The organism is Vibrio sp. Isolate22, from assembly GCF_022398115.1.
In the GTDB taxonomy this organism is placed as follows: Bacteria; Pseudomonadota; Gammaproteobacteria; order Enterobacterales; family Vibrionaceae; genus Vibrio.
This window is the reverse complement of record NZ_JAKEUW010000002.1, coordinates 1-25480: the sequence shown is the minus strand read 5'-3', so window position 1 is coordinate 25480 and position 25480 is coordinate 1. Positions and strand designations below refer to the sequence as shown.

The 25480-nt window shown below is 45.0% G+C and carries 18 protein-coding genes and 1 pseudogene; 15 read left to right on the top strand and 4 right to left on the bottom strand.

Annotation, left to right across the window (positions count from 1 at the left end):
* Position 1 precedes the first annotated feature (1 nt).
* Positions 2-3016, bottom strand: a pseudogene (locus L1D55_RS01560) (HD domain-containing phosphohydrolase).
* A 311-nt stretch (positions 3017-3327) separates the two neighbouring features.
* Between L1D55_RS01560 and L1D55_RS01555 the strand changes: the two are divergent.
* From L1D55_RS01555 to L1D55_RS01540, 4 genes are all read left to right on the top strand, one after another.
* Positions 3328-4074 carry a phosphatase gene (locus L1D55_RS01555; protein ID WP_239916256.1) on the top strand — a complete coding sequence of 249 codons (747 nt, stop codon included), beginning with the start codon at positions 3328-3330 and terminating at the stop codon, positions 4072-4074.
* A gap of 145 nt (positions 4075-4219) precedes the next feature.
* The gene (locus L1D55_RS01550; RefSeq protein WP_239916255.1) at positions 4220-4615 is read left to right on the top strand and encodes a cytochrome b562; all 396 of its coding nucleotides are present in this window, start codon (positions 4220-4222) and stop codon (positions 4613-4615) included.
* Between the two features lie 303 nt (positions 4616-4918).
* A complete protein-coding gene (locus L1D55_RS01545; protein ID WP_004742438.1) occupies positions 4919-5269 on the top strand; it encodes a hypothetical protein in 351 nt (116 codons plus the stop codon).
* Positions 5270-5380: 111 nt separating this feature from the next.
* The gene (locus tag L1D55_RS01540; protein WP_239916253.1) at positions 5381-6916 is read left to right on the top strand and encodes a PepSY domain-containing protein; all 1536 of its coding nucleotides are present in this window, start codon (positions 5381-5383) and stop codon (positions 6914-6916) included.
* Between the two features lie 110 nt (positions 6917-7026).
* Here L1D55_RS01540 and L1D55_RS01535 read toward each other — a convergent pair whose 3' ends face one another.
* Together L1D55_RS01535 and L1D55_RS01530 are read right to left on the bottom strand one after the other, a co-directional pair.
* A complete protein-coding gene (locus tag L1D55_RS01535; protein WP_239916251.1) occupies positions 7027-7410 on the bottom strand; it encodes a VOC family protein in 384 nt (127 codons plus the stop codon).
* Positions 7410-8342 (bottom strand): LysR family transcriptional regulator, encoded by a 933-nt coding sequence (locus tag L1D55_RS01530; protein ID WP_239916250.1) that lies wholly within the window; start codon positions 8340-8342, stop codon positions 7410-7412. Before L1D55_RS01530 ends, L1D55_RS01535 begins: the two co-directional genes overlap by 1 nt.
* Before the next feature lie 357 nt (positions 8343-8699).
* Between L1D55_RS01530 and L1D55_RS01525 the strand changes: the two genes are divergently transcribed.
* The 7 genes from L1D55_RS01525 to L1D55_RS01495 all read left to right on the top strand — a co-directional run bounded on the left by L1D55_RS01525 (position 8700) and on the right by L1D55_RS01495 (position 16675).
* Positions 8700-9836, top strand: coding sequence for an efflux RND transporter periplasmic adaptor subunit (locus L1D55_RS01525; protein WP_239916249.1), 1137 nt, complete (start codon positions 8700-8702; stop codon positions 9834-9836).
* Positions 9829-11100 carry a TolC family protein gene (locus tag L1D55_RS01520; RefSeq protein ID WP_239916247.1) on the top strand — a complete coding sequence of 424 codons (1272 nt, stop codon included), beginning with the start codon at positions 9829-9831 and terminating at the stop codon, positions 11098-11100. Before L1D55_RS01525 ends, L1D55_RS01520 begins: the two co-directional genes overlap by 8 nt.
* Positions 11097-12341 carry an ABC transporter permease gene (locus tag L1D55_RS01515; RefSeq protein ID WP_239916245.1) on the top strand — a complete coding sequence of 415 codons (1245 nt, stop codon included), beginning with the start codon at positions 11097-11099 and terminating at the stop codon, positions 12339-12341. Before L1D55_RS01520 ends, L1D55_RS01515 begins: the two co-directional genes overlap by 4 nt.
* Before the next feature lie 2 nt (positions 12342-12343).
* Positions 12344-13627 carry an ABC transporter permease gene (locus L1D55_RS01510; RefSeq protein WP_239916244.1) on the top strand — a complete coding sequence of 428 codons (1284 nt, stop codon included), beginning with the start codon at positions 12344-12346 and terminating at the stop codon, positions 13625-13627.
* Between the two features lie 19 nt (positions 13628-13646).
* Positions 13647-14351, top strand: a complete 705-nt coding sequence (locus L1D55_RS01505; protein ID WP_026084118.1) for an ABC transporter ATP-binding protein — start codon at positions 13647-13649, stop codon at positions 14349-14351.
* A 213-nt stretch (positions 14352-14564) separates the two neighbouring features.
* On the top strand, positions 14565-15809 hold the full coding sequence (locus L1D55_RS01500; RefSeq protein WP_239916243.1) for an MFS transporter: 1245 nt from the start codon (positions 14565-14567) through the stop codon (positions 15807-15809).
* A 53-nt stretch (positions 15810-15862) separates the two neighbouring features.
* Complete coding sequence (locus L1D55_RS01495; RefSeq protein ID WP_008216500.1) at positions 15863-16675, top strand: helix-turn-helix transcriptional regulator; 813 nt, start codon at positions 15863-15865, stop codon at positions 16673-16675.
* Positions 16676-16700: 25 nt separating this feature from the next.
* Here L1D55_RS01495 and L1D55_RS01490 read toward each other — a convergent pair whose 3' ends face one another.
* Positions 16701-17432: an EAL domain-containing protein gene (locus tag L1D55_RS01490; RefSeq protein WP_239916242.1), complete on the bottom strand. Its 732-nt coding sequence runs from the start codon at positions 17430-17432 to the stop codon at positions 16701-16703.
* 379 nt (positions 17433-17811) lie between these two features.
* Between L1D55_RS01490 and L1D55_RS01485 the strand changes: the two genes are divergently transcribed.
* The 4 genes from L1D55_RS01485 to tnpA all read left to right on the top strand — a co-directional run.
* Entirely contained in the window at positions 17812-19005 is a 1194-nt protein-coding gene (locus L1D55_RS01485) for a glycine C-acetyltransferase (protein ID WP_239916241.1), read from the top strand.
* 110 nt (positions 19006-19115) lie between these two features.
* Positions 19116-20147 (top strand): L-threonine 3-dehydrogenase, encoded by a 1032-nt coding sequence (gene tdh / locus L1D55_RS01480; RefSeq protein WP_239916240.1) that lies wholly within the window; start codon positions 19116-19118, stop codon positions 20145-20147.
* Positions 20148-20349: 202 nt separating this feature from the next.
* A complete protein-coding gene (locus tag L1D55_RS01475) occupies positions 20350-25056 on the top strand; it encodes a DUF3320 domain-containing protein (RefSeq protein WP_239916239.1) in 4707 nt (1568 codons plus the stop codon).
* Positions 25057-25286: 230 nt separating this feature from the next.
* Positions 25287-25480 (top strand): IS200/IS605 family transposase (tnpA, locus tag L1D55_RS01470; protein ID WP_239916237.1); only part of this gene is annotated, 194 nt, incomplete at its 3' end.

Below are 25480 nucleotides of genomic sequence, written 5' to 3'. Positions count from 1 at the left end.
TTTAAAAGAGTGAGCGGATGTACTCTTTTACTTTATCTATATGTTTCGTTTCATCAACCTCGCATCGTTGGTTTGGTTCAAGGAATTGCTCGGCGTATTTGTCGTAGATTTTGTTTTCTAGAAACAGTAAATAGAGTTTAGGGTCGATATGGCCGCTGGTGGCCATGTCGGTCATGATATTGAGCGATTCACTGAGCAGCTTGCCTTTTTTATACGGACGATCGCTCGAAGTCAGAGCTTCAAATACGTCAGCAATTGCCATGGCTCTCGACGGAAGAGGTAGCTGGTCTTCGCTCAACCCTCGAGGATAGCCCTTACCATCGATACGTTCATGATGGCCACTGGCGATTTCAGGAATATTTTGTAGGTAAGGTGGGTAAGGGAGTTTGTTTAACATGGTGAAGGTCTGAATGATGTGGTCATTAATCATGAAGCGCTCTTCTTCGTTGAGAGTGCCACGACTGACCTTCAAATTATGCAGTTCACCTTGGTTGTATTTGACTTCTCCCGGCTTAAGAACAAAATCTTCTTGCCACAATTCTGCTGGGTTAAATCCGTTATCCCATGGAATTTTGTGTTCTGGCTTATCTGCAAGCAGTGGTTCCATCACTGGTAATGTCTGTTCACTGTTATCTGGTGCAGAATCGGCAGATTGCGACGATTTCTGCCACGAGTCGTATCTCTCTTTTTCAGCCCAAGATATTCCAAGCTGATTGTCTAACGTTCGTTTCCATTGACGCTTAGCTATTTGGTCCAACCGTTCGAGTTGCGCTTCTGTCATTGATTCGCCACCAAGATTACACTGGGCAACGAAGGCAAACTCCTCATCGAGAGTTGATAGGGTTTGCTCGAGGATCTGTAGTTGCTCTTCTTGAAGTTCACCATTCGCCATCGCTTTCCAGTAGTTGGTTTCAGCTTGTTGCTTGAGTAGCTCAAATCGCATGCGAATTTCGTGGATTCGGTCATAAATGGTCTCAAGTTTGGTTGCTTTGTCTACCACATACTCAGGCGTGGTGACTTTCCCGCAGTCATGCAGCCACGCGGCCAACATCAACTCTTCCCACTGTTTGCTGTCCAGAGAGAACTGAGGGTAATATCGGTCGTCATCTATAGTCGCTTGCGTTAACCATTTGGTTAGCTCGGGTACTCGCTGGCAGTGACCGCCAGTGTAGGGAGACTTGGTATCTATCGCAGAGGCTATCAGCTCAATAAAGGCGTTAAGCATGTCTTTCTGTTGCTGCATTTGGTGAATGTTGTCTTTGGCTATTTCCGCAAAGCTCAATAGCTCTCTTAAAAAGGCATGTTTATCCGCTTGAGCTTTGGTTATGGGTCTTTCATAGCCAATCGCCACAATACCGACCAACAGCTTTTCACGGTTCAACAACGGAAACAGGTACAGGTCTGAATTGAAGATTGAGTCTTGATAATAGTTAAGTACATTGTCTTCTCGATTTAGGTGGATAGTCTCTCCCGACTTGAGTTTGCACAGTAACCAAGGTGTGTGTTTGATGAAGTCATTGATGTCTGCTTTAAAAGGAATAATTGCTAGGTTGGCGGCGGTATCAAACACATCTTTCTCTTCTGATTGAGTAAACAGCACAATGGTTTCGGCTTTGGTGATCAGATAGCTTTGATGGGCAATGTTCTTGGCAAGTATTGAGAACTCTTGATTTCCTGTTGTGTCTCGCAGCAAGTTGATCAAGTCATGAAGCGTGTGTTCCATCAACTCAATGGAGTGAGCGAGATTCGCGACCTCTTTAATCATGCTCTTTGGATAATGAGTACGGCGGAAATCAAATCGTGCGATGTTGTCGGTAAGCTGCATCAAGGTATTGAGTGGCTGGGACAGGCGATTAGCCACTAGCCACACGATACCAAAGCAGATAAACAGCATCCCAATCACGACGGCGACCTGTTTGTCACGCATCGAAATGAGATCAGAAAGTAGCTCGTTGTGTGGTGTTGCTTCTGCCAAATAGAGAGTCACATTTTGGGTGAGCTCAACCGGAGTTAAGGTCAATGCCCATGTGTTCAGGTTGTACTCTACGTTTTTTAGATCAAGATTAAATTTCTGTTCATCTGAGATTAGCGGGCCCAAAACAGATGCTTTTAACGCTTCCATTTGGTCTCGTTTAGGAATGTTGAAGAAGCTTTGCTCTTGCTCACTACCAGAGAGTTTGCCTGTGCTTTGCCCACTACCATTGTTGGCATTGTTGGCTTCGAGTGTGAGGTTCGAGGTGGTTAAGTTAAGTTGATGCTGACCAAGAAGGTTAAAGTGTTGGTCGAATAGAGCGAGTCTAGTTTGTGGAGAGTATGCTAGCTCACTGATCTGAGAAGAGAGTGAACTCAGCGTGAAGTCAGCACCCACCACATGTTTGCCATCGGCTGAACGTCTAGAAAGCGTAATGCCATTGGTTTTCAGGAAATAAAAAAGATAGGGCTCGGATAGGTGTATTGATCCATCTGGCTTTGCATTGCGATACCAAGTACGAGTTGTTGGGTTGAATTTACTCTCGCTTTGAACTGTGCTGATGACCTGATGTGCGCCATCGAGGAAAGTTATAAAGTTCTCGCCATCCAAATTGGTGCTGCTAACCATCATGGTCGCTTTAGCTGGGGCATTGTTTTCGGCTCTTTGTTTATTAGTGCTTAAGGAGCGAAAGATCCTGAAATCGCCATCTTCCGAGCCATAGAAGAGTGCGACCAAATTAGTATTCTGTTTGAAGATGATATCAACTGACGCTAGCTAAGACTCCTTTTCGATGGAAGCACTTTGCTGATTAACAAACGGGCTCACCGCCATCACATTTAATGTGGTAATGACAGGGGCTATCGCTTGTTTGAAGACAGACTCTAGCTTGTCACGGTGCTCATTATTAACCTCGCGAACGGTTCCCAATAGCAACTCTTGAGAATGGCGATAGCTTATTGATATCAAAACTGCGCCGACAAACGTTGTCAAAATTAGGAAAAGGCTAGTGATGTGGATACTCAGCGGATAACGTCTTCGTCTCATCTAACACTCCAGCGTGTGAACTGGTTTAAGTATTGACGAACTTGGGTAGGTTGCAAAAAATTGGCTCAATTACCAGGCTTGCACGTAGCCATGATTATGAAGCCGTCCGATAGAATATAGGGTGAAGGTAGAGGTGACAGTCTGCCCTGTAGCAACCGGGCAATTAGTTACAAGAAAGCGTTAGGTTAAGGTGCTAATTGTCACTTTGTGCTGATAAACTGGCTCTATTGATAGCATAAGGTACTCGATTCCAAGCAGAGGCTTTAGGTTATTTTCTGAAAAGTTTAGATATCAAGAGAGGGCATTGATTTATGGAATTAAAGGTAGACACTCACACCCATACATACGCCAGTGGCCATGCCTACAGTACATTGATTGAAAACGCCAAATCGGCAAAACAAAACGGCCTTGCTATGTTCTGTACCACTGACCATTCAGAGTCAATGCCGGGCGCGCCACACTACTGGTTCTTTAGCAATCAGCGTGTACTTCCTCGTTTTATCGAAGGCGTTGCGATTATTCGCGGTGTTGAATCAAACATTATGAACACTCAGGGGGAAATCGATATACACCCTAGTGTTGATAAGAACTTAGATTGGGTGATAGCGAGCTTTCATGAGCCTGTATTTCGTCCGTCAGATTCTGCAGCTCATACTGAGGCTCTCTTAAATGTCATTAAAGGTGGTCGAGTCGATGCACTTGGCCATTTGGGTAATCCTAATTTTGACTTCGACTTTGAAGCCGTCATTCAATGTGCGGTAGAGCACAATGTCGCCATCGAGATCAATAACACGACACTGAAAGGCAATAGCCGCGTGGGCAGTGTCGACCGCTGCTACGAGATCGCGAGAATAGCAAAAGCAAAAGGGGCATTTATCACTTCGGGTAGTGATGCTCATTTTTGTAATGATGTTGGTGGTTTGGATCTTGTGTCTTCACTGCTTGATAAGGTTGGCATTGACTCGACTAAGGTGATTACCCATTCACCGCAGCAATTCTTATCGTTTCTGGCGTTACGTGGTCGCAACGAGATCCCAGAATACTCAGCACTTGTTTAAGAGAATGTCGGCGGGTTTGCATTTCGACACAATCAATTTTTGTGCCTGACGGATTTTTGTATACACTAGCCGGAAAATAATAAAGTCGAAGCGCTGCAATAATGATGGCGCTATCTTCAAAGTCACAGTTTCACTTGGAGAAACAATGAAAACTCGCTCAATCCTTTTATCTGGCCTAATCGCTGCAGCAGTAATGTCTGGCAATGCATTTGCTAACGTTGACCTTAAGAAAAACATGCAAGAAATGAAGCTTGCATTCAAACAAGCGGCAGAAGCTCAGAGCATTGAAGAGATGCAAAAACCTATCGTTCGTTTAGATACGCTAGTGGCAGAGCTAAAAACGGGTGTGTACCCAGTAGAGAAAGAAGAAAACTTCATGGAAGGCTTCAAGAAGATCAGTCTATCGGTCGATAGCATTGAACAGAAGCTAGACCAAGGCGATTTCGAAGCAGCAAAACAAGAGCTGCGTACGATTGATGGCCTTCGTGAAGAGTACCACGAGAAGCGTAACCCAAGTATCTGGAGCAAGATCTTCGGTTAATGAGTTAATCAGGAGCGTTCGCTTGTTAGACAGTTAACAAAGCCGAAACCTCAAGATTCGATTTCTAAAACGCCGCCTATATTTACCTTTATTGGAAAATATAGGCGGCGTTTTTTATTGGTGGCTTTTTAGCCGGGAGCTGTGCACGTACATGAATAATATGGGTTATGTTCTATTCGCGTAACCAGTTTTTAACTAAAAAGAGTGTGCGTTGGCTTCAACTTTTTAACCTGATGTTAATCTTTACGTTTACCTATATAACAAGTGCCTCATAATAAGGGAAATTTATAAAGATTTGGAATAATGCGCCGAACCTCGTTCAACCTCTCTATGTTACTCGCCACTGCGTTAAGCTGGGCTTTAGTGACATTAATGCCTGTTATCAATGCTCATGGTAATAGTGCGGGAGTGTGGGCGTCGCTGTGTACGGTCAATGGTTTTGAACTGGTTCAAATCGAAGAGGGCGAGCCGAATACTCATAAAGGTAAGCCGTGTCCGTTTAGCCATTTTTCCACATTTCACCAAGATGAACTTCCAACTACACTACTCACAACTCGACTGAGTTTTATTGTCTCAGACAGCTACGCTTTTTTGGCTCTAAGCGAGCGCTACTCGAGACAAGCCCCCCGTGGACCTCCCTTCGTTACTGCTTAAACCTCACTCATTAAAATAATTAAAAAATATAGTATTAAGTAAAGTTAAACATGCCTTAGTGACTTTCTGATTTTTCAGAAGGTTCGTTTGCGCATGTCAAAGGAAATAATAATGTTGAGAAATGAATCTCAAACTACTGTGAAGGCACAAGCGACTTCGCAGTCTATAAGCAGTGCAACAAGCAGTTCGAAAACCAATATTCAAAGCAAAGAGCGCAATAAAACCCTCTACTTTCTCACCTGGCGCTGGCATTTCTATGCAGGGCTGTTCGTTATCCCATTTATGCTGATGCTAAGTATTACTGGCTTAGTGATGTTGTTTGACGATGAAATCGAACTGGCTTTTCATCAAGAGGCGATTGAAATTGCGGCATCCGGTGAACCAATCAAGGTTGCGCAGCAGTTAGCGGCAGTCCAAAAGCAATATCCACAAGGCTCAGTGACACAGTTTGTACCAAGCAAAGCGCCTGATTTGGCGAACCGATTTTCAGTTTCTCTGGAAGATGGCACATCTGTTTTCGCAACTGTGAATCAATACACTGGTGAAGTTGTTGGTGAAGTACCTCGCAGCGACAGCCTGTATCAATTGGCGAATGATATCCATGGCACGTTATTGATTGGCGATTGGGGAGACTACCTGATTGAAGTCGCGATCAGCTTGTCGATTCTGTTGCTCGTCAGTGGCATTTACCTATGGTTGCCAAGAGACAATGCGAGCCGTTCCGGCTTTCTTAAGGTGAGAGTATCATCAGGCCCGCGCGTACTGATGCGTGATCTGCATGCGAACATCGGTGGCACGTTATCTCTTATTCTGTTGCTCTTTATCCTGTCTGGTTTGGCGTGGACAGGTTTCTGGGGCGGTAAGTTAGTGCAAGCATGGAGCACTTTCCCTGCTCAAATGTGGGATGATATTCCGCTGTCTGATAAGACACACGCATCGCTTAACCATGGCTCAGAAGAGGAGCTTCCATGGAACTTGGAACAGACACCATTGCCGTTGTCTCAAGATAAGCCTGCCGAACATGTACATCATGTGGAAGAGGCGTCAGAACCTCATGATCACTCTAAGATGGGCGATGACCACTCTATGCATATCATGTCTGCGAGTAGCTTTGCCATTGATGATGTCATTGAGAAAGCACGAGCTCTTGGTTTTACTCAATACAAGGTGAACTTCCCACGTTCAGAAACAGGTGTGTACACGGTGACAGCGAACACTATGGGCGGCGATATCATCGATCCAACTCAAGATCGTACCACGCACCTAGACCAATATTCAGGTCGTATTCTTGGTGAAGTGACCTGGCAAGATTACAACTTCATCGCTAAGACATTAGCGGTCGGTATTTCTCTGCACCAGGGTGATATTAGTATCATCAACAAGCTTTTAAACGCCTTGTTCTGCTTGGCGTTCATCGTGGTGTCAGTCACGGGCGGTGTGATGTGGTGGATGCGTAGACCATCAGGTCAACGTAAGCTAGGCGTGCCACCTACGTTTGGTGATACTGGCCTATGGAAGGCTGGTTTGGTTAGTGTTGTTGTGATTTCAGTGCTATTTCCTCTCGCGGGAGCAACGATTGTCACAGCTATGATATTGGATTGGCTACTGTTCTCACGTGTTGAGAAGTTCAAAACGGCATTGAGCTAATTGAACCAAAAACGGACCTTCTTGGCCTGAGAAGGTCCGTTTTGTATTCTGGCAGGAAGTTGATTGATCAGGAAAGTTTAGATTTGATACAGCCTATTTTTGATAAAGCTCTATATTTCATAAAGCTCAAGCGGCAGGCCATCTGGGTCTGCGAAAAACGTGAATGACTTTCCCGTAAACTCATCAACTCGAATCGGTTCAACGTCGATTCCTTGTCCTTCTAAATAACTTTTTACTAGTTGAACGTCATCAACGCAAAAGGCCAAATGTCTTAACCCTTGAGCTTCTGGAAAGCTAGGCCTTTCAGGTGCATCAGGGAAGCTAAATAACTCTATTTGAGCACCATTGGGTAATGCCAGATCAAGTTTGTAAGACTGGCGCGCTTCTCGGTAATTCTCTGCAATTACTTCCAGCTGCAAAATCTCAGTGTAAAAGCGTTTCGATAACTCGTAATTGGAACAGATGATTGCCGCGTGGTGGATTCCTTTTAGCATCAGTTTATTTCCCCTGCTAACTTGTCACCTAAGTGTTCCATCGCGTAGTCAATGAACACGCGAAGGCGGGCGGGCATGTATTTGGTTTGTGCGAACTGCATGGCGATGGCGCCGTGATAGTTACTCTTGATGGTCCAGTCATTTAATACTTGAACAACGCTGCCTTCTGCTAACGCATCTTGAATCACGAAGTCATGGAAGATGCCAATCCCCAGACCTTCTTTCACGCCTTTCAGTCGCATCTGAGAGTGGTTTACTGCGTATCGACCACTAACGGAGACGGTGTGAAACTCATCGTCTTTAAGAAAGTCCCAAATGTGGTCTTTATCTGTTTCTGCTAGGTACAGACAATCGTGCTGGTTCAGATCGGTTGGGTGGGAAGGTGTCCCTTTGTGCCCCAAATAATCAGGGCTCGCGCATAGTACTAAGTTGGTTTTACCAAGCTCTTTTAGCACTAAGCTCTCATCGGGTTTATCGGTAAGGCGAAACGCAATATCGATACCTTGGCGTAGTATGTCGATATCACCATCAGCAGCGCGCAGTTTAAGTTGGATCTCTGGATACTGATTAAGAAATGGCACCACAAAAGGCTGAAGTACAGAGTTCAAAAACGCTTCTGGCGCAGCCACAGTGAGTGAGCCAGAAGGCTCGGTATGATCCGAGGTCGATAACTCAACCGCTTGCTGTGCTGCGTTAATCATGACAACGCTTTGGTCGTAAACCAATTGACCAGCCTGTGTGATAATAAGCGTACGAGTAGTTCGCTCAAAAAGCTTTACTGACAGTGCCTTCTCTAAACGCGTAATGAGTTTGCTGAGTGCAGAAGGCGTTACCCCTAGTTGCTTGGCTGCCGCAGTAAAACTGCCTTCGTTTACCACTAGGATAAATGAGGCAAGATCGGGAAGTAGGGCGATGAGTTTGGGATTGACCATAATTATCCATGAGAGTCAGCGATGAGCGTAATAGTAATTGTGAGTGATCTAACTTGATTTGTGAATCAGTTTCATTAATTGGCAAAAGTAAAATGAGTCGTGATGATGTTTAACTACCGATTGTTTAATTAGCGATTTGCCTCTTCTTTAGCTTGATGTATTTGAGCAAATCACCCAACGCCCGGCAATTTTTAGACTCATACGACTTAGTGGATTACCCATCTAACTTACTGTCAATAGCTATCTGACATAGCCATACCAAATATTACAAACTCGCGACATTAAAGCCGATATTATTCAAGAACTTTATGTTCGTAAGATGGTCACAAGACTACTTAAAAATAATCGGTATCAATAATGGCAAAAATTTGGCTTGTCTCTGCTGTAAGCGTTGCATTGCTTGGCGGCGGTGCATATTTTTATCTGCAATCTTCCACTCAACCAGAGGCGTTTCCAACGCTGGTGGTGGAAAAGGGAACCATTGAAAAACAGGCGGTAGCAGTCGGCAATATTGTTCCTGCGCACTCAGTGTCTATTAAGTCGCAAATCGATGGCATTGTGGGTGAGATGTACGTGCAGGTCGGTGAGAAGGTCAAGCAAGGCCAAGCATTGATTAAGGTTCGCCCGAACCCGACGCCGCAAGCTCTAACCGACGCATCGACAGATCTCATGCGCAGCGAAGCCGACTTAGAATCAGCTAAACAAAAGCTGACTAACCTCGAAAGCTTGGTGAAGCAAGACATCATCCCTAAAAACTACGACGAATACGTCAGCGCGCGCTCAGCAGTGAAATCCGCTCAAGCGAACGTCCTGCAAAAGCGCCAGAATCTAGAACTGATCCGCAGTGGTGAAGCTTCCATTGGTGATGCCCGTTTAACTTCAACCATTTATGCACCAATTGATGGCACTGTATTAAACCGCAAAGTGGAAGTGGGTGAACCAATCATCTCGACCGAATCCAGCCAAGCGGCGACAGAAATGATGTCTCTGGCTGATATGAACAGCCTGATCTTCAAAGGTAGCGTGAGCGAGCACGATGCAGCGCAACTTACTCCGGGCATGCCTGTGCTCCTTACCGTTGCACCTTATCCTGATATGGAAATTTCCGGTGTGTTAACCAAAGTTGCAATCCAATCCGAAAACCTTAACTCGCCAGAGGGTAACGCGACGGCAAAAAGCTTTGATAACGGATTTGAAGTCGAAGTTGGTGATCTGAAGATCCCAAAAGAAATTCTACTGCGTTCGGGTTTCTCATCCACTGCACAAATCACACTGAAGAAATCTGAGAACGTCTTAACATTGCCAGAGCGAGCACTGAAATTTGATGGCGATACACCAAACGTATTGATTCCAGATAGCTCAGAGCAAGGTTTCCACAAACAAAAAGTGAAGCTTGGTTTGTCGGATGGTATTAACGTAGAAGTATTGGATGGCGTTAAGCTAGACGAAGAAATCATCGATAACAGCATGATGATGGGAGCCGCGCATGGCTAAACGAAACCTATCTAAAATCGGATGCGCGATCCTGGCCGCCACACTCAGCTTACCCAGCTATGCTATCTCGATTGAACAAGCGTGGCAGCAGGCGAAGCAAAATGACCCGAACTACGAGAAAGCCAAAATTGGTGTTCAACTTGGCGAAGTGGGTGTCGACTCAAGCCGCAGTTCACTTTTACCCGGTTTAAGTGCCACGGCATCGGCGAATTGGAATGAATCCACAGACAACACCAACAGTTATGGCGCTTCGCTTTCTCAAACTATTTGGGACAGCAGCTTGTGGTCAGATTTGGATCAAGCCAATGCCAACTACATCAAAGCTCAGCTAGAGCTGACTCAGTCACACAATGAACTAGCTAAAAGATTGCTTTCATCGTATTTGGATGTGGCAAGCGCGCAGGGGGATCTGCAACTTGCGCAGTCCAAACTGGAAGAGGGCAACAAACTGCTGAAGATCATCGAGAAACGTTACCGAGCAGGTAAAGTGAAATCGGTGGACGTAGAAGAGATTCGTGCGACGCAAGTTGCTGATAAAGCTGGTATTTTGAATGCGCGCTCAGATTTAGAAGTCAAACGAGCAGAACTGGCGGCTTTGATCAACCAAGTTCCCCAAGACGTTAACCAAATTCGAACTGACTCCCTTGTTCAACCGCCAATGATGGTGGAGTCACAAGAACAATGGCTAAAGCTCGCTAAAGATAGCAGCCCAGAGTTGCTGGTGGCAGCACAGAACGTGAAAGCCAGCGAGTTTGCCAAAAATTCAGCCCAAGGCGGCTACTACCCAACGGTCAAAGGTAATGTTGGGTATAACGATGATGACCGACGTAAAGACGGTGAATTCAGCGCTGGCATTACACTCAGTGTACCGATTGACTTGAATGGCGCAACGCGTGCCAGAGTGGACGAAGCGTCACTCAATACCTTCAGCGCAAAACAAGACTTACGTAAAGTCGAAATCGACATCCAAAAGCGCGTGATTCAGCAATTTACTCAAGTCGACATTAACTGGAACCAAGTTTTGATGGCGGACGAATTGGTTACTTCTCGCGAGAAAGTGTTGCGCAGCAAAGAGAAACTTTACGATGCCGGTATGTTAGAAGTTTCGGAAGTGATTAGTGCGCACAACAGCTTGTTTGAGGCGAAAAATAGCCTGCAAAACAATCTGTACAACTACTGGCGTCAGCGTATCGGCTTGTTGCAAACCGCCGGTAAGTTAGATGATGACACCATGGTACTGATCTCCCGAGCATTTAACTCATGAGCCGTCTATTGCAGCAAACTTTATTACAGCAAACCGTATTGCAGCAAACATGGCAAACACTGATGGCGCATCGCGTGAAGAGCATGCTGGCCATCGTGGCTATTGCTTGGGGGGTAATTTCAGTTGTGGTGTTGATTGCATTGGGTGAAGGTTTTTATCGCCATCAAACTCAGCAGTTGTCATTTATGGTCAACAATGTGCAAGTCGCCTTTCCTTCGAGTACCAGCAAACCTTGGCATGGCTTACCTATGAGACGCGAGATCCAGATTCCGCAGGATAAGGTCGATATGATCGAACAATCGGGTTTTGTGAAACAAGCATCTAGCGTTTATGCCAAGTGGGATGCGAACGTCACCAATGAAAAAGGGCAGAACCTGACAAGCTTCGTCAGTGGCATTGATTCCCATTACTTCTCGTTGATTCAACGTAAGTTGGAGCAAGGTTCGCGTAACCTTTCACCCAGTGATATTGCCAACCACACCCGCGTTGCGATTTTGGGGGATCAAGTCGCTAGGATGGGGGGAATTCATGTCGGGCAAACCACCAAAGTCAATGGTATTCCATTTTTGGTGATCGGCATTATGAAAGACGAAGATGCGGGCATTTCATTTGGTGATAGCCGCAGAGTTTTTATTCCTCATACTACGTATCTTGATTTGTGGGATGCCAAACCTTGGATGCTGCTACTCAAGCCTGTCGACGGTATGGATAGCAATGCATTCCGACAAGCTATCGTAAACTTTTATGCCAAACAATTACACTTTGACCCGACAGATAAAGAAGCGATTAACTTGCCAGACTTTAGCGAGGGAGCAGCGGTGATCACGGGTATTTTCCGAGGCATTCAAATCTTCCTTGGGGCGAGTGGTGCAATGACCATGGCTGTTGGCGCTCTTGGTGTCGCAAATATTATGTTCCTCTCTGTGACAGAGCGAACGCGAGAAATCGGTGTACGCTTGGCGATTGGCGCAACGCAAAAATCCATACTCAGCCAGTTCATCCTTGAAGGATTGTTATTGGTGGCTGTTGGTGCAGCACTTGGCTTAATGGTGGCTTACTTGGTGGTGGCATTGCTCGGGTCTATGCATTTACCGGATTGGTTAGGTTTCCCTGTGATTACGCAAGATTCCATTATTTTGTCATTGTTGGTGACTCTCGTTCTGGCGCTGTTGGCGTCTTACTTTCCGGCAAGGCGAGCATCGCGTCTCACCCCCGTAATAGCATTAAGTGCGAGGGCGTAAATATGTTGCTACCAATGAGACAAATCTTTCAGGAAATGGCAGCAGAAAAGCTGCGTTTGGGATTGACCATTCTTGCCGTTGCATGGGCAACCCTATGTATCGCAGCCATGCTGGCGGTGGGCGAGGGCATTCGTCAAGGCGTATTAAGAACAGCGCAAGATGGTAACGGGAACCTGATTTACTTAACCGGAGGCATGGCGACCGTCGATTATGGCGTGTTCCACCAAGGTAAGTTTCTCACCTTAAAAGCCGACGATACCGACGTAATTAAAGCCCTGCCAGAGGTGAAAAGCGTTGCGCCAACTGCCGTTTGGGATGAGCGCATTACAGTCGGTGATCGAGGAATATGGCAAAAACCATTAGCCGTCAAGACAGACTTCGCATCTATGACCAACTTAATCCCAATGGATGGCGGACGTTGGCTCAATCCACTTGACCAAAAAGAGATGCGTAAAGTCGTTGTGTTGGGCTATTCACTTGCTGCGGACTTGTTTAACCCTAATGAAGACTTCAGCTGGTTTGCCCCCGTGACACTGCAAACCAATCCTGTCGGCGAAAAGGTCAAGATTGGCAGTGAAGAGTTCACCGTAGTTGGTGTATTGAAGAAGAACAGTGCTGAAATCGAACAGGGCGACCAAATCAACTACGCCAGCTTCGTGCCGTTAGCAACGTGGCAACGCTTTCATACCAAAGGTGATATCGGAGGCATCAACGTCGAGCCGCAAGCTCATGCTGATCGTGAAAAACTGGCAAAGACCATTCGTCAGGTGATTGCTCGTAAACACGGCGCCAGTGTGAGTGATGAGCAGGTCGTCCAAGTGGAAGACATGTTCCTCAAACAGAAAAGCATGCAGCAGTTCTTGATTGGCTTACAAAGCTTTCTTGGCATCATCGGCTTTGTCACGTTGGCCGTAGCGGGCGTAGGGATTGCGAATGTCATGTACGCGACCGTAAAACGTTCCACCCGAGATATCGGTGTGCGCATGGCAGTTGGTGCCACGCCCACAGCCATTCGTCTTCACTACCTAGTGCAATCACTGATGACCATGATGCTCGGCGGTGTGCTGGGGCTAGGTGTGACTTACACGCTTGTATCGGCTATCAGCGCCATAAACCTAGAAGGCAACACCTTCTATGAACACCTTGGGAAACCGGTCCCTGAGCTGTCTTGGATCGTTGTTGCGATTGTGATTTCCACCTTGGTGTTTATTGGTGTCGCCTCTGCATGGCTGCCTGCAAACCGCGCTGCCAAAGTGAGCCCATTGGAGGCGCTGCAAAGTGAATAACAAAAATTCTGGAGATAAGATGTCGAACACGCCACTGGTTGATTTGACCAACATTTGTAAATACTACTCAAGCGGAGAGGCGGAAGTACGTGCGCTAGACGGCGTCGATTTGACCATCAACCAAGGTGAATTTCTTTCCATTCTTGGTCCGTCTGGCTCAGGTAAATCGACCCTGATGAACATGCTGGGCTGCTTAGATAAACCGACCGATGGCCAATACCATTTGGGTGGTCAAAACGTCGCAAGTCTAAGTCCGAACGAGCTAGCCGGTATTCGTAACCAAAAGATAGGCTTTGTTTTCCAAAGCTTTAACCTGCTGGAATACGCGACAGCGTTGGATAACGTGGCATTGCCATTGGTTTACTCTGGGATCAAAGCCAAAGAACGTCGCCAGCGCGCTGCGAAGCTGCTTGAGCAAGTTGGGCTAGGGGATCGCCTAGACCACAAACCAAACCAGCTTTCTGGTGGTCAAAAGCAGAGAGTGGCGATTGCGAGAGCTCTAGTTAACGATCCGCAAATCATCTTAGCGGATGAACCTACAGGGGCATTGGATTCAAAATCCGGCGCAGAGATAGAGGCTTTGTTTAATCGTCTTCATGCAGAGGGGCGAACATTGATTATCGTGACACATGATAATTCTCTTGCGGAACGAACCAAGCGAATCGTGACGATCAAAGACGGAAAGGTATTGTCTGACCGCAAAGGGCAACATTACTCAGCCTAGTGCGTTGATCTTTGACTAGAGGCTGCTCTATTACTTTAATTCTAGATAGCTCTTCGTTGATGGTATTTTGGCTGTGTGCATCTGCTAATGTGAAATAGGTACGGAGGTACCATAATTAACACAGCTTTATTGAATACTCTGTATCTATTCTACTTACTCTATATACTGGCTGAATAATAATATTTAAATCAGTCGGTTATAGAGGCGTTATCTATGGATAGATCAGAAAGCTTGTTTCAAAAGCAGCGTATAAAACGGTTTAACTTTTCAGTATGGACAGTTCTGACTGGAACGTTACTCGCCCGAACAAGCTACTTTATGGCATGGCCTTTTCTGATCGTCTTTCTCTATGAAGATTACGGTGCGTCTGCGATTGAAGTCGGTACCATGCTAGCGGTATCCGCGGTTGTTGGTGCTGGAACTGGGCTCTACTCGGGTTACCTTTCGGATAAGCTAGGACGTAAATGGGTCATGGTGCTAGGCAGTTGGATTGCCTCGATATCCTACACTGGCATCGCATTAGCGAGTGAAGTTTGGCAGTTCTATGTGTTGATCATGATGACGGGTCTAATGCGCCCAATGATCGAAGCGCCAGCTAAGGCAGTCATAGGCGATAATCTCAAAGACTCCAAAGATCGTGAGTTAGCGCTGAACATTCGTTACTTCTTACTTAATCTGGGTGGCGCACTTGGTCCATTGATTGGTATCACTTTGGCTCTTTCTCAGCCACAAAACCTGTTCTTTGTTGCTGGTGGTACTTATGTCGTTTACGGTTTCTGGCTGCTGTTAGGAATTGAACGAAAAGGTACTTTTACCAAGCCAGATCCCTCTCAACTGCCTAATTTCGCCGCGACGCTTAATGTGATTCGTAAAGACAATATTTTTGTAAAACTGATGGTCGCTAACTTCATCATGATGTTTGTCTACGCGCAAGCTGAGTCGTCAATTCCTCAAGTCATCGTGCGCTCTTCAATCGCTGATGCCGCTCAACTCATTGCTGGGTTAGTTTTGGTGAATACGCTGACGATTATCGTTTTCCAGTTCCCAATGCTTAAATGGCTTGAGCACGTGCCGCTGTTTGTTAGAACTCGAATCGGCATGATTTTGATGGCGATTGCGCAAATTGGCTTTCTTTTTACACCAAATGATTGGCCACTAGGTTGGGGAATTGCTTGTTTTATATTAAGTTTAGGAGAAGTGATTGCTTTCCCAACCCTTAATGTACAAATCGATAGAATGGCACCGCCACATCTCAGAGGATCTTACTTCGGCGCTGCGGCACTTTACTCTCTTGGCTTTGCTATTGCGCCATTGCTTGGTGGTGTGGTGATAGAGATGCTCAGCGCCTACTGGTTATTTGTGCTCTGCTTCATCCTATGTTTGGTGATGATTTGGTTGTACTGGTTGGCAGAGCATACTGAAGACAGTGTCGAAAGAGAGCCGATGACCCAGAGCTAGCGAGATAAGCCTTGGGTGTTAAGCGACAGGTAATAACTAAGGCAACGTGAGTTATGGATAAATCGAATTTTGCACAAAAGCTAAAGTATCTGCGTGAAGAGAAAGCTTTATCTCAGGAAGAGTTTGCTGAGCTACTTTCCCATTCTCACCGAGCATTTTCTGGTGTTAATCAGGTGATGGTGAGCCAGTGGGAAAGGGCAAAGACACTGCCCAGTTTTGTTCGTCGTTTGGGAATTGCGAGCTTCTTCCAGGTTGATTATGACTTCTCTGTTGAAGAAATGGTGCAAGTGAAAGCGGCAACTAAGAACGCAGAGCGTCCGTTTAGCATCGATATTGGTTACGACTACGAGGTGACCAGTGTCGAATCACATAGCCTTAGCTCACTGCCTGCAAAGAGGCTCAAATCGATTCAAGGAATGCATCAAAAGACTTACGGCAAAGATTTTATCGAAGTTGCGAGTCATTTGGGTGTGAAGAGAGAAGATATGCAGGTGCTGTGTTTTCTTTATGAAGGAGTCATCATTGGGCATGTGGTTTACGACGGTGTCAGTAAGATGCTGTGCAGCGTTGGTGCCGTCAGTATTGTTATTCGTCGCAAAATCTTTGATTACATGGCAGACAACTTAGCTGATACTGAATTCTGTTTTCCTACTCTTGATCCAGCTATGTGTCAGTTTCTTTATGATCTCTATTTAGAGCCATACATGAGCAAGCTTGGCATGCCTTTCTTTAAAGCTGATATTAAAAAAGTGGTGAAAAATCCCTTTTCTCAGAATATCCAAAACAAGCACGATATCTATTTTAAGTACATCCGTTACCATGACTTAAAACAGAAGAAAAAAAGCGTTGAATTTGTTTTAAGCTAACCCTTTCCTTAGCGGGACAGAGTCATTACATGACCAGTCTAAGATCCGTTAACGGGAGAGGCTTCGAGTATAGGAAACCCTGACAGCGATCGAAGCCAAGCTGCTGGACACGTTGATGTGTATGTACATCTTCAACGCCTTCGGCTACGGTTTCAATTCCAGACGCTTTGCAGTAAGCCAAAGTTTGCTGGATTAACGCAGAGCGAGAGCTGTCTTCGCTATTTACAATCGACTTATCAAACTTCACTTCATCGACATCAAGGTTAATGACCTTATTCATGTCTGAGTAACCCACGCCGAAATCATCGATAGAGATTTTAATACCAAGTGCTTTATAGCGTTTAACCTGTTCGCAGAGCGCTTCATCCCATTGCTCAGCCTCACTGAGTTCGAACGTTAACTGCTTTGCCTTGAACGAAGTATTCCAAAGTAGTTCACGCACCTTTTCTACGTTATCTGGGTTCGCTAGTACTTGCTTGCTGATATTAACGGCCAAGTTCAAGTGTGCTGATAGCGATTTAACTTCAGTTAAAGATTGCTCAAGAACACTAAAGAAGATCTCTTCTTCGTAACCTAATGCGAAAGCACGATCAATGAATACACCAGGTGAAAAGACACCTTCTTCGGGAATATTCAGGCGAAATAGTGCTTCTACGCCTGCTACTTTCTCTGCACTCGATTCTACTTTTGGTTGATAAAAGCAGGTGTGCCAGTCGTTTTCGAAGGCTTCTTGAATGATGTGGTCGGATAGTGTCATGGGCTTGTTTCTCATCTTATCTTGGGCATCTGTGTAACGGCCGTACATTCTGAGAGAAACAGTAATTCACCACTATATCGTTTTGAGATTAAAAATTGAGATTTGATATGAAAGCGAAATTAGGTCGAATTTTCGGTGGATATGGCGTTAAAAAGAACAAGAGAGGGGCGTTAATGTGCCCTGTGTCACTGGGATGAACTATTATTCGTGCCTCAGGTTCATTAATGTTTTTCCAACTGGAGGGATAATCGAAAAGGGGATGTTCAACTAGAATATAGAGATTAGTTTTACAGTGTAAATGATTGTTTTAGGATCGTTTATATCCCTACATAATGCGGCGCGCGATGCTGCTGAATAATAACTAGGAAGGAATGAGACAATGTCTTCTGCATTTTACCAACAGATTCAAAATCAAATCGAAGAAGTTAAAGAAGAAGGTCTTTACAAGTCTGAGCGCATTATCACTTCTGCTCAAAAAGCAGCGGTTTCTATCTCGACTGGTGAAGAAGTACTAAACTTCTGTGCAAACAACTACTTAGGTCTTGCGAACCACCCAGAGCTTATCGAAGCTGCAAAAGGTGGTATGGATCAGCACGGTTTTGGTATGGCTTCAGTTCGTTTCATCTGTGGTACTCAAGATTCTCACAAAGAACTAGAGCAAAAGCTGTCTACGTTCCTAGGTAAAGAAGACACAATCCTTTACACATCTTGTTTCGATGCTAACGCTGGCCTATTCGAAACGATTCTAGGTAAAGAAGATGCAATCATTTCTGATGCACTAAACCACGCTTCAATCATCGATGGTGTTCGTCTATGTAAAGCGATGCGCTTCCGTTACGCGAACAACAACATGGAAGAGCTAGAACAGCAACTTATCGCTGCTAAAGAAGCTGGCGCTCGCCACACGCTAATCGTAACTGACGGCGTATTCTCAATGGACGGCGTAGTAGCGAACCTTCCTGCTATCTGTGACCTAGCAGACAAGTACGATGCACTAGTTATGGTTGATGACTCTCACGCTGTGGGCTTCATGGGTGAAAACGGCGCTGGTACTCATGAGTTCCACAACGTTGTTGACCGTATCGACATCATCACTGGTACGCTGGGTAAAGCAATGGGCGGCGCTTCAGGCGGTTACACGTCTGGTAAGAAAGAAGTGATCGACTGGCTACGTCAGCGTTCTCGTCCATACCTATTCTCTAACTCTGTTGCACCAGCAATCGTATCGGCTTCTATCCGTGTTCTAGATCTTCTAGCAGAATCTGGTGACCTACGTACAACACTATGGGAAAACTCTGCTCACTTCCGTACTCGCATGGAAGAAGCTGGTTTCACTATGGGTGGTGCTGACCACGCAATCATCCCAATCATGCTTGGTGATGCAAAAGTAGCGGCTGAATTCGCAGAGCGCGCTCTAGATAAAGGCATCTACGTTGTAGGCTTCTCTTTCCCTGTAGTACCAAAAGGTCAAGCTCGTATCCGTACGCAAATGTCTGCAGCACACTCTCGTGAGCAACTAGACCGCGCAATCGATGCGTTCATCCAAGTTGGTAAAGACATGGGCATCATCTAATTTTAAAGGGGTGCCACGAGCATCCTTTAATTAGATAGAACACCACCCAGTCGAACAATAAGATTTTTGATTCTCGCCTTACAGTTAGGCGAGATGAACTAGGTAACATTATGAAAATTAAAGCACTTTCTAAACTTAAGCCTGAAGAAGGCATTTGGATGACCGAGGTTGAAAAACCTGAAATGGGTCATAATGATCTTCTTATCCGTATTAAGAAAACCGCAATCTGTGGTACAGACGTACACATCTACAACTGGGATGAGTGGTCACAAAACACAATTCCAGTACCTATGGTTGTAGGTCACGAATACGTAGGTGAAGTTGTTGGCATCGGCCAAGAAGTTCGTGGTTTTGAAATCGGCGATCGTGTATCTGGCGAAGGTCACATCACATGTGGTCACTGTCGTAACTGTCGCGGCGGCCGTACTCACCTTTGTCGTAACACTACTGGTGTTGGTGTGAGCCGCACTGGTGCATTCTCTGAATACCTTGTGATTCCAGCGTTCAACGCGTTTAAGATCCCTGCAGAGATTTCAGATGATCTAGCATCAATCTTTGACCCGTTCGGTAACGCAGTGCACACAGCGCTTTCTTTCGACCTAGTAGGTGAAGACGTGCTAATCACTGGTGCTGGTCCAATTGGTATCATGGCTGCTGCAGTTGCTAAGCACGTAGGTGCTCGTCACGTTGTAATTACTGACGTAAACGAATACCGCTTAGATCTTGCGAAGAAGATGGGTGTAACGCGCGCTGTAAACGTGATGGAAGAGAAGCTTGAAGACGTAATGGCTGATCTAGGCATGACAGAAGGCTTCGACGTAGGCCTAGAAATGTCTGGTGTACCATCAGCATTCAACAGCATGCTAACTAACATGAACCATGGCGGTAAGATCTCTCTACTAGGTATTCCACCATCAGACATGGCAGTAGACTGGAACCAAGTTATCTTTAAAGGCTTGGTTATCAAAGGTATCTACGGTCGTGAGATGTTCGAAACTTGGTACAAGATGGCTTCACTAATCCAGTCTGGCCTAGATCTATCTCCAATCATTACTCACCACTACAAAGTAGACGACTTCCAAGCTGGCTTCGACATGATGCGCTCTGGTATGTCTGGTAAAGTAATCCTAGATTGGGAATAATCATCAACTGATTAATAATAAACAAAGGCGACAGTGAAAACTGTCGCCTTTTTTGTATGTGAATTTTAAATACAGTCGTAGAACTAGTTACGTCACATATCTTTATATAACATTTATAAAAATTAAATTGATCTAGCTTATATAAATTACTTTGTTATTTAGTATAGAATTCGGTTAATCAAACAGCGAGTTTTAATACGATATGAATTCAAATCTTAAAGATATATTCGATAGAAGCCGTCAAGAGCTCCTTGATATGGGGCTTAGAGGGAATACGTTGCTTAATGTTGGCAAGGGAGCAAAAATTTTAGACATCGTTGATGAAAAGTCCGCTCAGGTATTTGAATACCTGGTTGAAGACTCGAAAATGATGTCATTCCTGCCCGCACCAGACTCTCTTGACACAGAGGAGAGCAAATCAATATCTTTAACTGATTTGACGGCTCATCTTGAAGAAGCCAATGGTGACAAAAGACACGCTGATAATGCGTTGCAAACTCAGTTGTTTCGAAAGTCACTTGATACTCGCCTGTTGAAACTCAGTACAGAAGCAACGACGTTTGTCCAAGAACAGGGCGTTGACCTTTTGTATTTAGCTCTGGGCTTCGTGAGATGGTTTGAAGACGAAAATTCAGATAAACCAAGACACGCTCCTTTAGTGCTTATCCCTGTCGAGATTTTTCGTGCGGATGCGGGGGACGCATACAAAATTCGTTACACTGAGTCAGAATTAGGGACAAACCTAACGCTTGCAGCCAAGTTAAAAATGGAGTTTGGCATTGCGTTACCTGACTTTGAAGAGGGCGAGGACGGCTATGATTTTCAAGGCTACCTAGATTTAGTAGCAAGCGCTATTGCTGGCGAAAAACGTTGGTCAGTAGAGATCGACAAAATCGTTTTGAGCTTCTTCTCGTTTGGTAAGTTTCAGATGTATCAGGACTTATCTGATGATGTATGGCCCGAAGGTAAGAAGCCATCGGAAAACAGCTTGATTCAGAAACTGTTTACCGATGGTTTTGAGCGTGATACCACCTTGCTCGATTCAACACCAATGGACGTAAACCGTGTTGAAGAAGTCCAACTGGTCTTAGATTCAGATTCTAGCCAAACAGAGGCAGTTCTAGCTGCGAAGTCTGGAGCAAACCTTGTGATTCAAGGGCCTCCAGGTACAGGTAAGTCTCAAACCATTACCAACATTATCTCTCAAGCTTTAGCTGATAACAAAAAGGTACTGTTTGTTGCTGAAAAAATGGCAGCACTTGACGTGGTTAAACGCCGATTGGATAACTGCCACATCGGTGACTCAGTATTAGAGCTTCACTCACATAAAGCGAATAAGAAATCGGTTCTCTCATCGCTAGAGCACACTCTGTTGCAGCACGCACCTGTAACTCCTGAAAGAAGTGACGATATTGATCGCTTAGTTTCTCTGCGTAACAAGTTGGATGATTACTGCCAGTCAGTAAATGAAAACATCGTCAATACCGATGTTAGTTACCATGATGCTCTAGGTTACAGCTCTCAACTGGAGCGAATCATTACCGATGCTTCAATTGAGCTGGATGAACTACCTCGCATTGATTTTGATCTAAACGTTTGGAACAAGAGTTACTATTTATCAGCTCTCGCTAAGGTAACTGAAGCTGTTGATTACCTAACGGAACACGCTGCGCCAAGCTTGAATCTGTTCTCATCGACAAACCTCAAAGACTACTCACCATCAGACGATAAGGCGGCACAAAAGCTTGTTGCAGAGGTAGTACAAACACAACAAGAGATCATTGACCAAGTTAAAGCTCTTCATGCTTGTGCTGGTTACATCTCACCGATCGTTAGCTATACGGATTGCATCTCAGTGCTTGATGGTCTGTCTCTTATTGCAGATAGACCTGAGCTTGAGAGTGTGGATGTAAATTCATCAGCTTGGGAGTCGAAAGGCGATGTAATACTCGACTTTGCGCTACAAGGTGTAACGCTACAAGATCAAAAGTTAGAACTTTCAGAGCACTTTGTCGATACTGCATTAGATTATGATTGGATGCCAATTCGTGGCTCGTTGCTGACAACAGGCCAAAAGTGGTGGCGATTCCTATCTGGTGATTACCGCAAAGCCAAAAGCACCTATGCAGGCATGTGTAAAAATGGGCTTGCTGGTGGTGCAAGTGACTGGATCGAAAAGATCGATACGGTACTAGAATATCGTGCTACTCAAAAACGCTTTATCGATTCTGCACAATTGGCAATTGATACCATCGGCAGTCACTTTAAAAATGAGAATACCGATTGGAAAGCGATGCTGAAACCGCTTCAATGGGTGCAGCAATGCCATTCAGGTATTAAGTCTGGAACGCTAGATCATAGCGCAGCGCAATACCTAGACCCATCAAAGGAAATTGACTTTACTACCGCAGAGCTTGATAAGGTAAATGCACTTATCGAAAAACGCACTAACGTGATCAATGAACTCGCATCACTGCTACAACTGGATCTTAGCTCTTTTGTAGAGCGATGTGATGCTCTGCAATGTGATGAAGTTGAAACGATTGACAGTGACATCCAGAAGTTCTACCCATTAACACGCTTCAATCGTTTAGGCTCAGATCTTGATGCAATCGGACTTTCTACTTGGAGAGAACAGGCATTTACTTGGTCGAAAGAATCTACGCTTATTCGAAACTGTTTTAAATACACATTCTACAGCTCACTTGTGGATCACCAGTACGATTCACGAGATGAAATCCGCTACTTTGACCGTGTTGAACATGAAAAACAGATTGAACAGTTCAGCGCCATTGACGGTCAATTGTTCCACTTTGCACAAGAGTCCTTGGTAAAACAGCTTTACGATAATCTACCGAACCCATCAGCAAGAGGCGAGGTAGAAACGCTAAGACGTGAGTTTAATAAGAAGCGCCGTCAAATGCCGATTAGACGTTTGCTAAATAAATCGGGTCGAGTGATACAGCAGATCAAACCTGTCTTTATGATGAGTCCAATGTCGATTGCAACCTATCTTGAGCCAGGTGTGGTTGACTTCGATTTGGTTATCTTCGATGAAGCGTCACAGGTTAAAGTTGCCGATGCACTTGGAGCCATTATGCGTGGCAAGCAGGTCATTGTTGTTGGTGACACGAAACAGATGCCACCGACCAGCTTCTTTGGTAAACAGTTAGTCTTAGATGATGAAGAGGCAGAAGAGAGCTTAACAGCAGATATGGAAAGCATCTTGGGCATGTTCTTAGCGTCAGGCACGCCAGAGAAAATGCTCAAGTGGCACTACCGTAGCCGTCATGAGTCATTGATTGCCGTCTCTAACCAAGAGTTTTATGACAACAAGCTGATGATCTTCCCATCATCAGGCATTAACCCGCACGCCAAAGGTTTGAGCTTCAATTACTTGCCGAATACCACCTATGACCGAGGGGGTTCAAGAAGCAATATGGGTGAAGCCGCAGAGGTTGCAGAAGCAGTGATTAAACACGCTAAAACCACGCCAAACCAGACACTCGGTGTAGTCGCATTCAGTACCGCTCAACGTGATGCCATTCTTCTTGAGGTTGAACGCTTAAGAAAGGCGAATCCAGACCTTGAGCATTTCTTTGGGGAGCACGAAGAGGGTGAAGATTTCTTCGTTAAAAACCTAGAGAACGTGCAGGGTGATGAGCGTGATACCATCTATATCAGTATCGGTTATGGTAAGACGGGTGAAGGGCGCTTACCAATGAGCTTTGGTCCACTTAACAGTGATGGCGGTGAACGAAGACTTAACGTTCTTATCTCTCGTGCTCGTATGTGTATGGAAGTGTTCAGTAACTTCAAAGGTGACGAGATGCCAACCACTGACGCATCTCCATTCGGTGTTCGAGCATTGAAGAACTTCCTACATTACGCTGAAACTGGTGATTTGGTTAAGCGAGAAGAGACTGGCAAAGGCCCTGATTCGCCATTTGAGGAGGAAGTCATCTCTTCAATTCGCTCACTAGGTTACCAAGTTCAACCACAAGTTGGCTGCGCAGGTTTTTACATTGATATAGCTGTCAGAGACCCTAATAAACCAGGTCGTTATATGCTGGCAGTGGAGTGTGATGGTGCAACCTACCACAGCTCAAAGAGTGCTCGTGATCGAGATCGTATTCGTCAGAGTGTGCTTGAAGGACTTGGTTGGCGTTTCCATCGTATCTGGAGTACTGACTGGTTCCGCAATCGCCATAAAGAAACCGCAAGGCTCGATGATGCGATTAAATCAGCCATTGCCTACTACGAAGCCCATGATTCAGAGTCAGTAGCAAAAGCGGTTTTGCAATCAAAGCCAAAAGCCAAAGCTGCGATAGAAAGGGTAGAGGTTGAACATCAATCGTCTGCTGCAATCTATCAGGTCTACCCAACGGATCAGTTATCCCTCGGGCTAGGTGATACGATACCGGATGTAAGTACAGCAACCTTGGCGGCAGATATCCAAAAAGTTGTTGAGCTTGAGTCACCAATACATGTGAAACAGCTTAGCATTCGTTTGTTATCAGCAGTGGGCAGCTCTCGAAGCGGTGCTCGCATCAACCGAGCTATTCTTGATGCAATTGGCTTACTAAATAGACCAGGTAAAGTTGAACTCGATGGCGAGTTTATTATTGCGAGCCAAAGCGAAATCACCATTCGTAACCGAGTTGAACTGCCATCGAATGAGCGCAAGTATGACCTGATTTATGACGGTGAAATTGCAAAAGCCGCTGTTGATACTGTGAAAGATACTTTCTCTATATCAGGTGATGATTTGGTTAAATCGATTACAGAGATATTAGGCTTCTCAAGTACCAGTAAAGCAATGAAATTAAGAACTGAAAGTGTCCTTTCTGATTTGCTCAAAGCGGGAAACCTAAACATGAGGGGAGATACCTATCAGGCTTCGACATGATGCGATCTGGTATGTCTGGTAAAGTAATCCTAGATTGGGAATAAGCCAATAGGGGAGACCCTTAGCTAGTTCTACGATGAAAATGCCTCAAAGAAATTTGGGGCATTTTTGTTTTCAGCCCTAAACCACCTACTTCAGTAGGTGGTTATCATTCAGTTTGGCTTTGCCTGTAGTTCTACCCATGTTAAATGCTCCCTTGATTTTTAGCGAAGTCAAAGAGGACAAATAACATGAGCAGATATAATCAAGCTTCCCACGTATTTTGGAGATGTCAATATCACATAGTGTGGACACCAAAGTATCGATTTAGGATTTTGAAAAACAATGTAGGTAAAGAAGTTTATCGATGTATAAACGTTTACTGTAATCAACTTGGATGTGAAGTCGTTGAATTAAACGTTCAAGTTGACCACGTACACTTGGT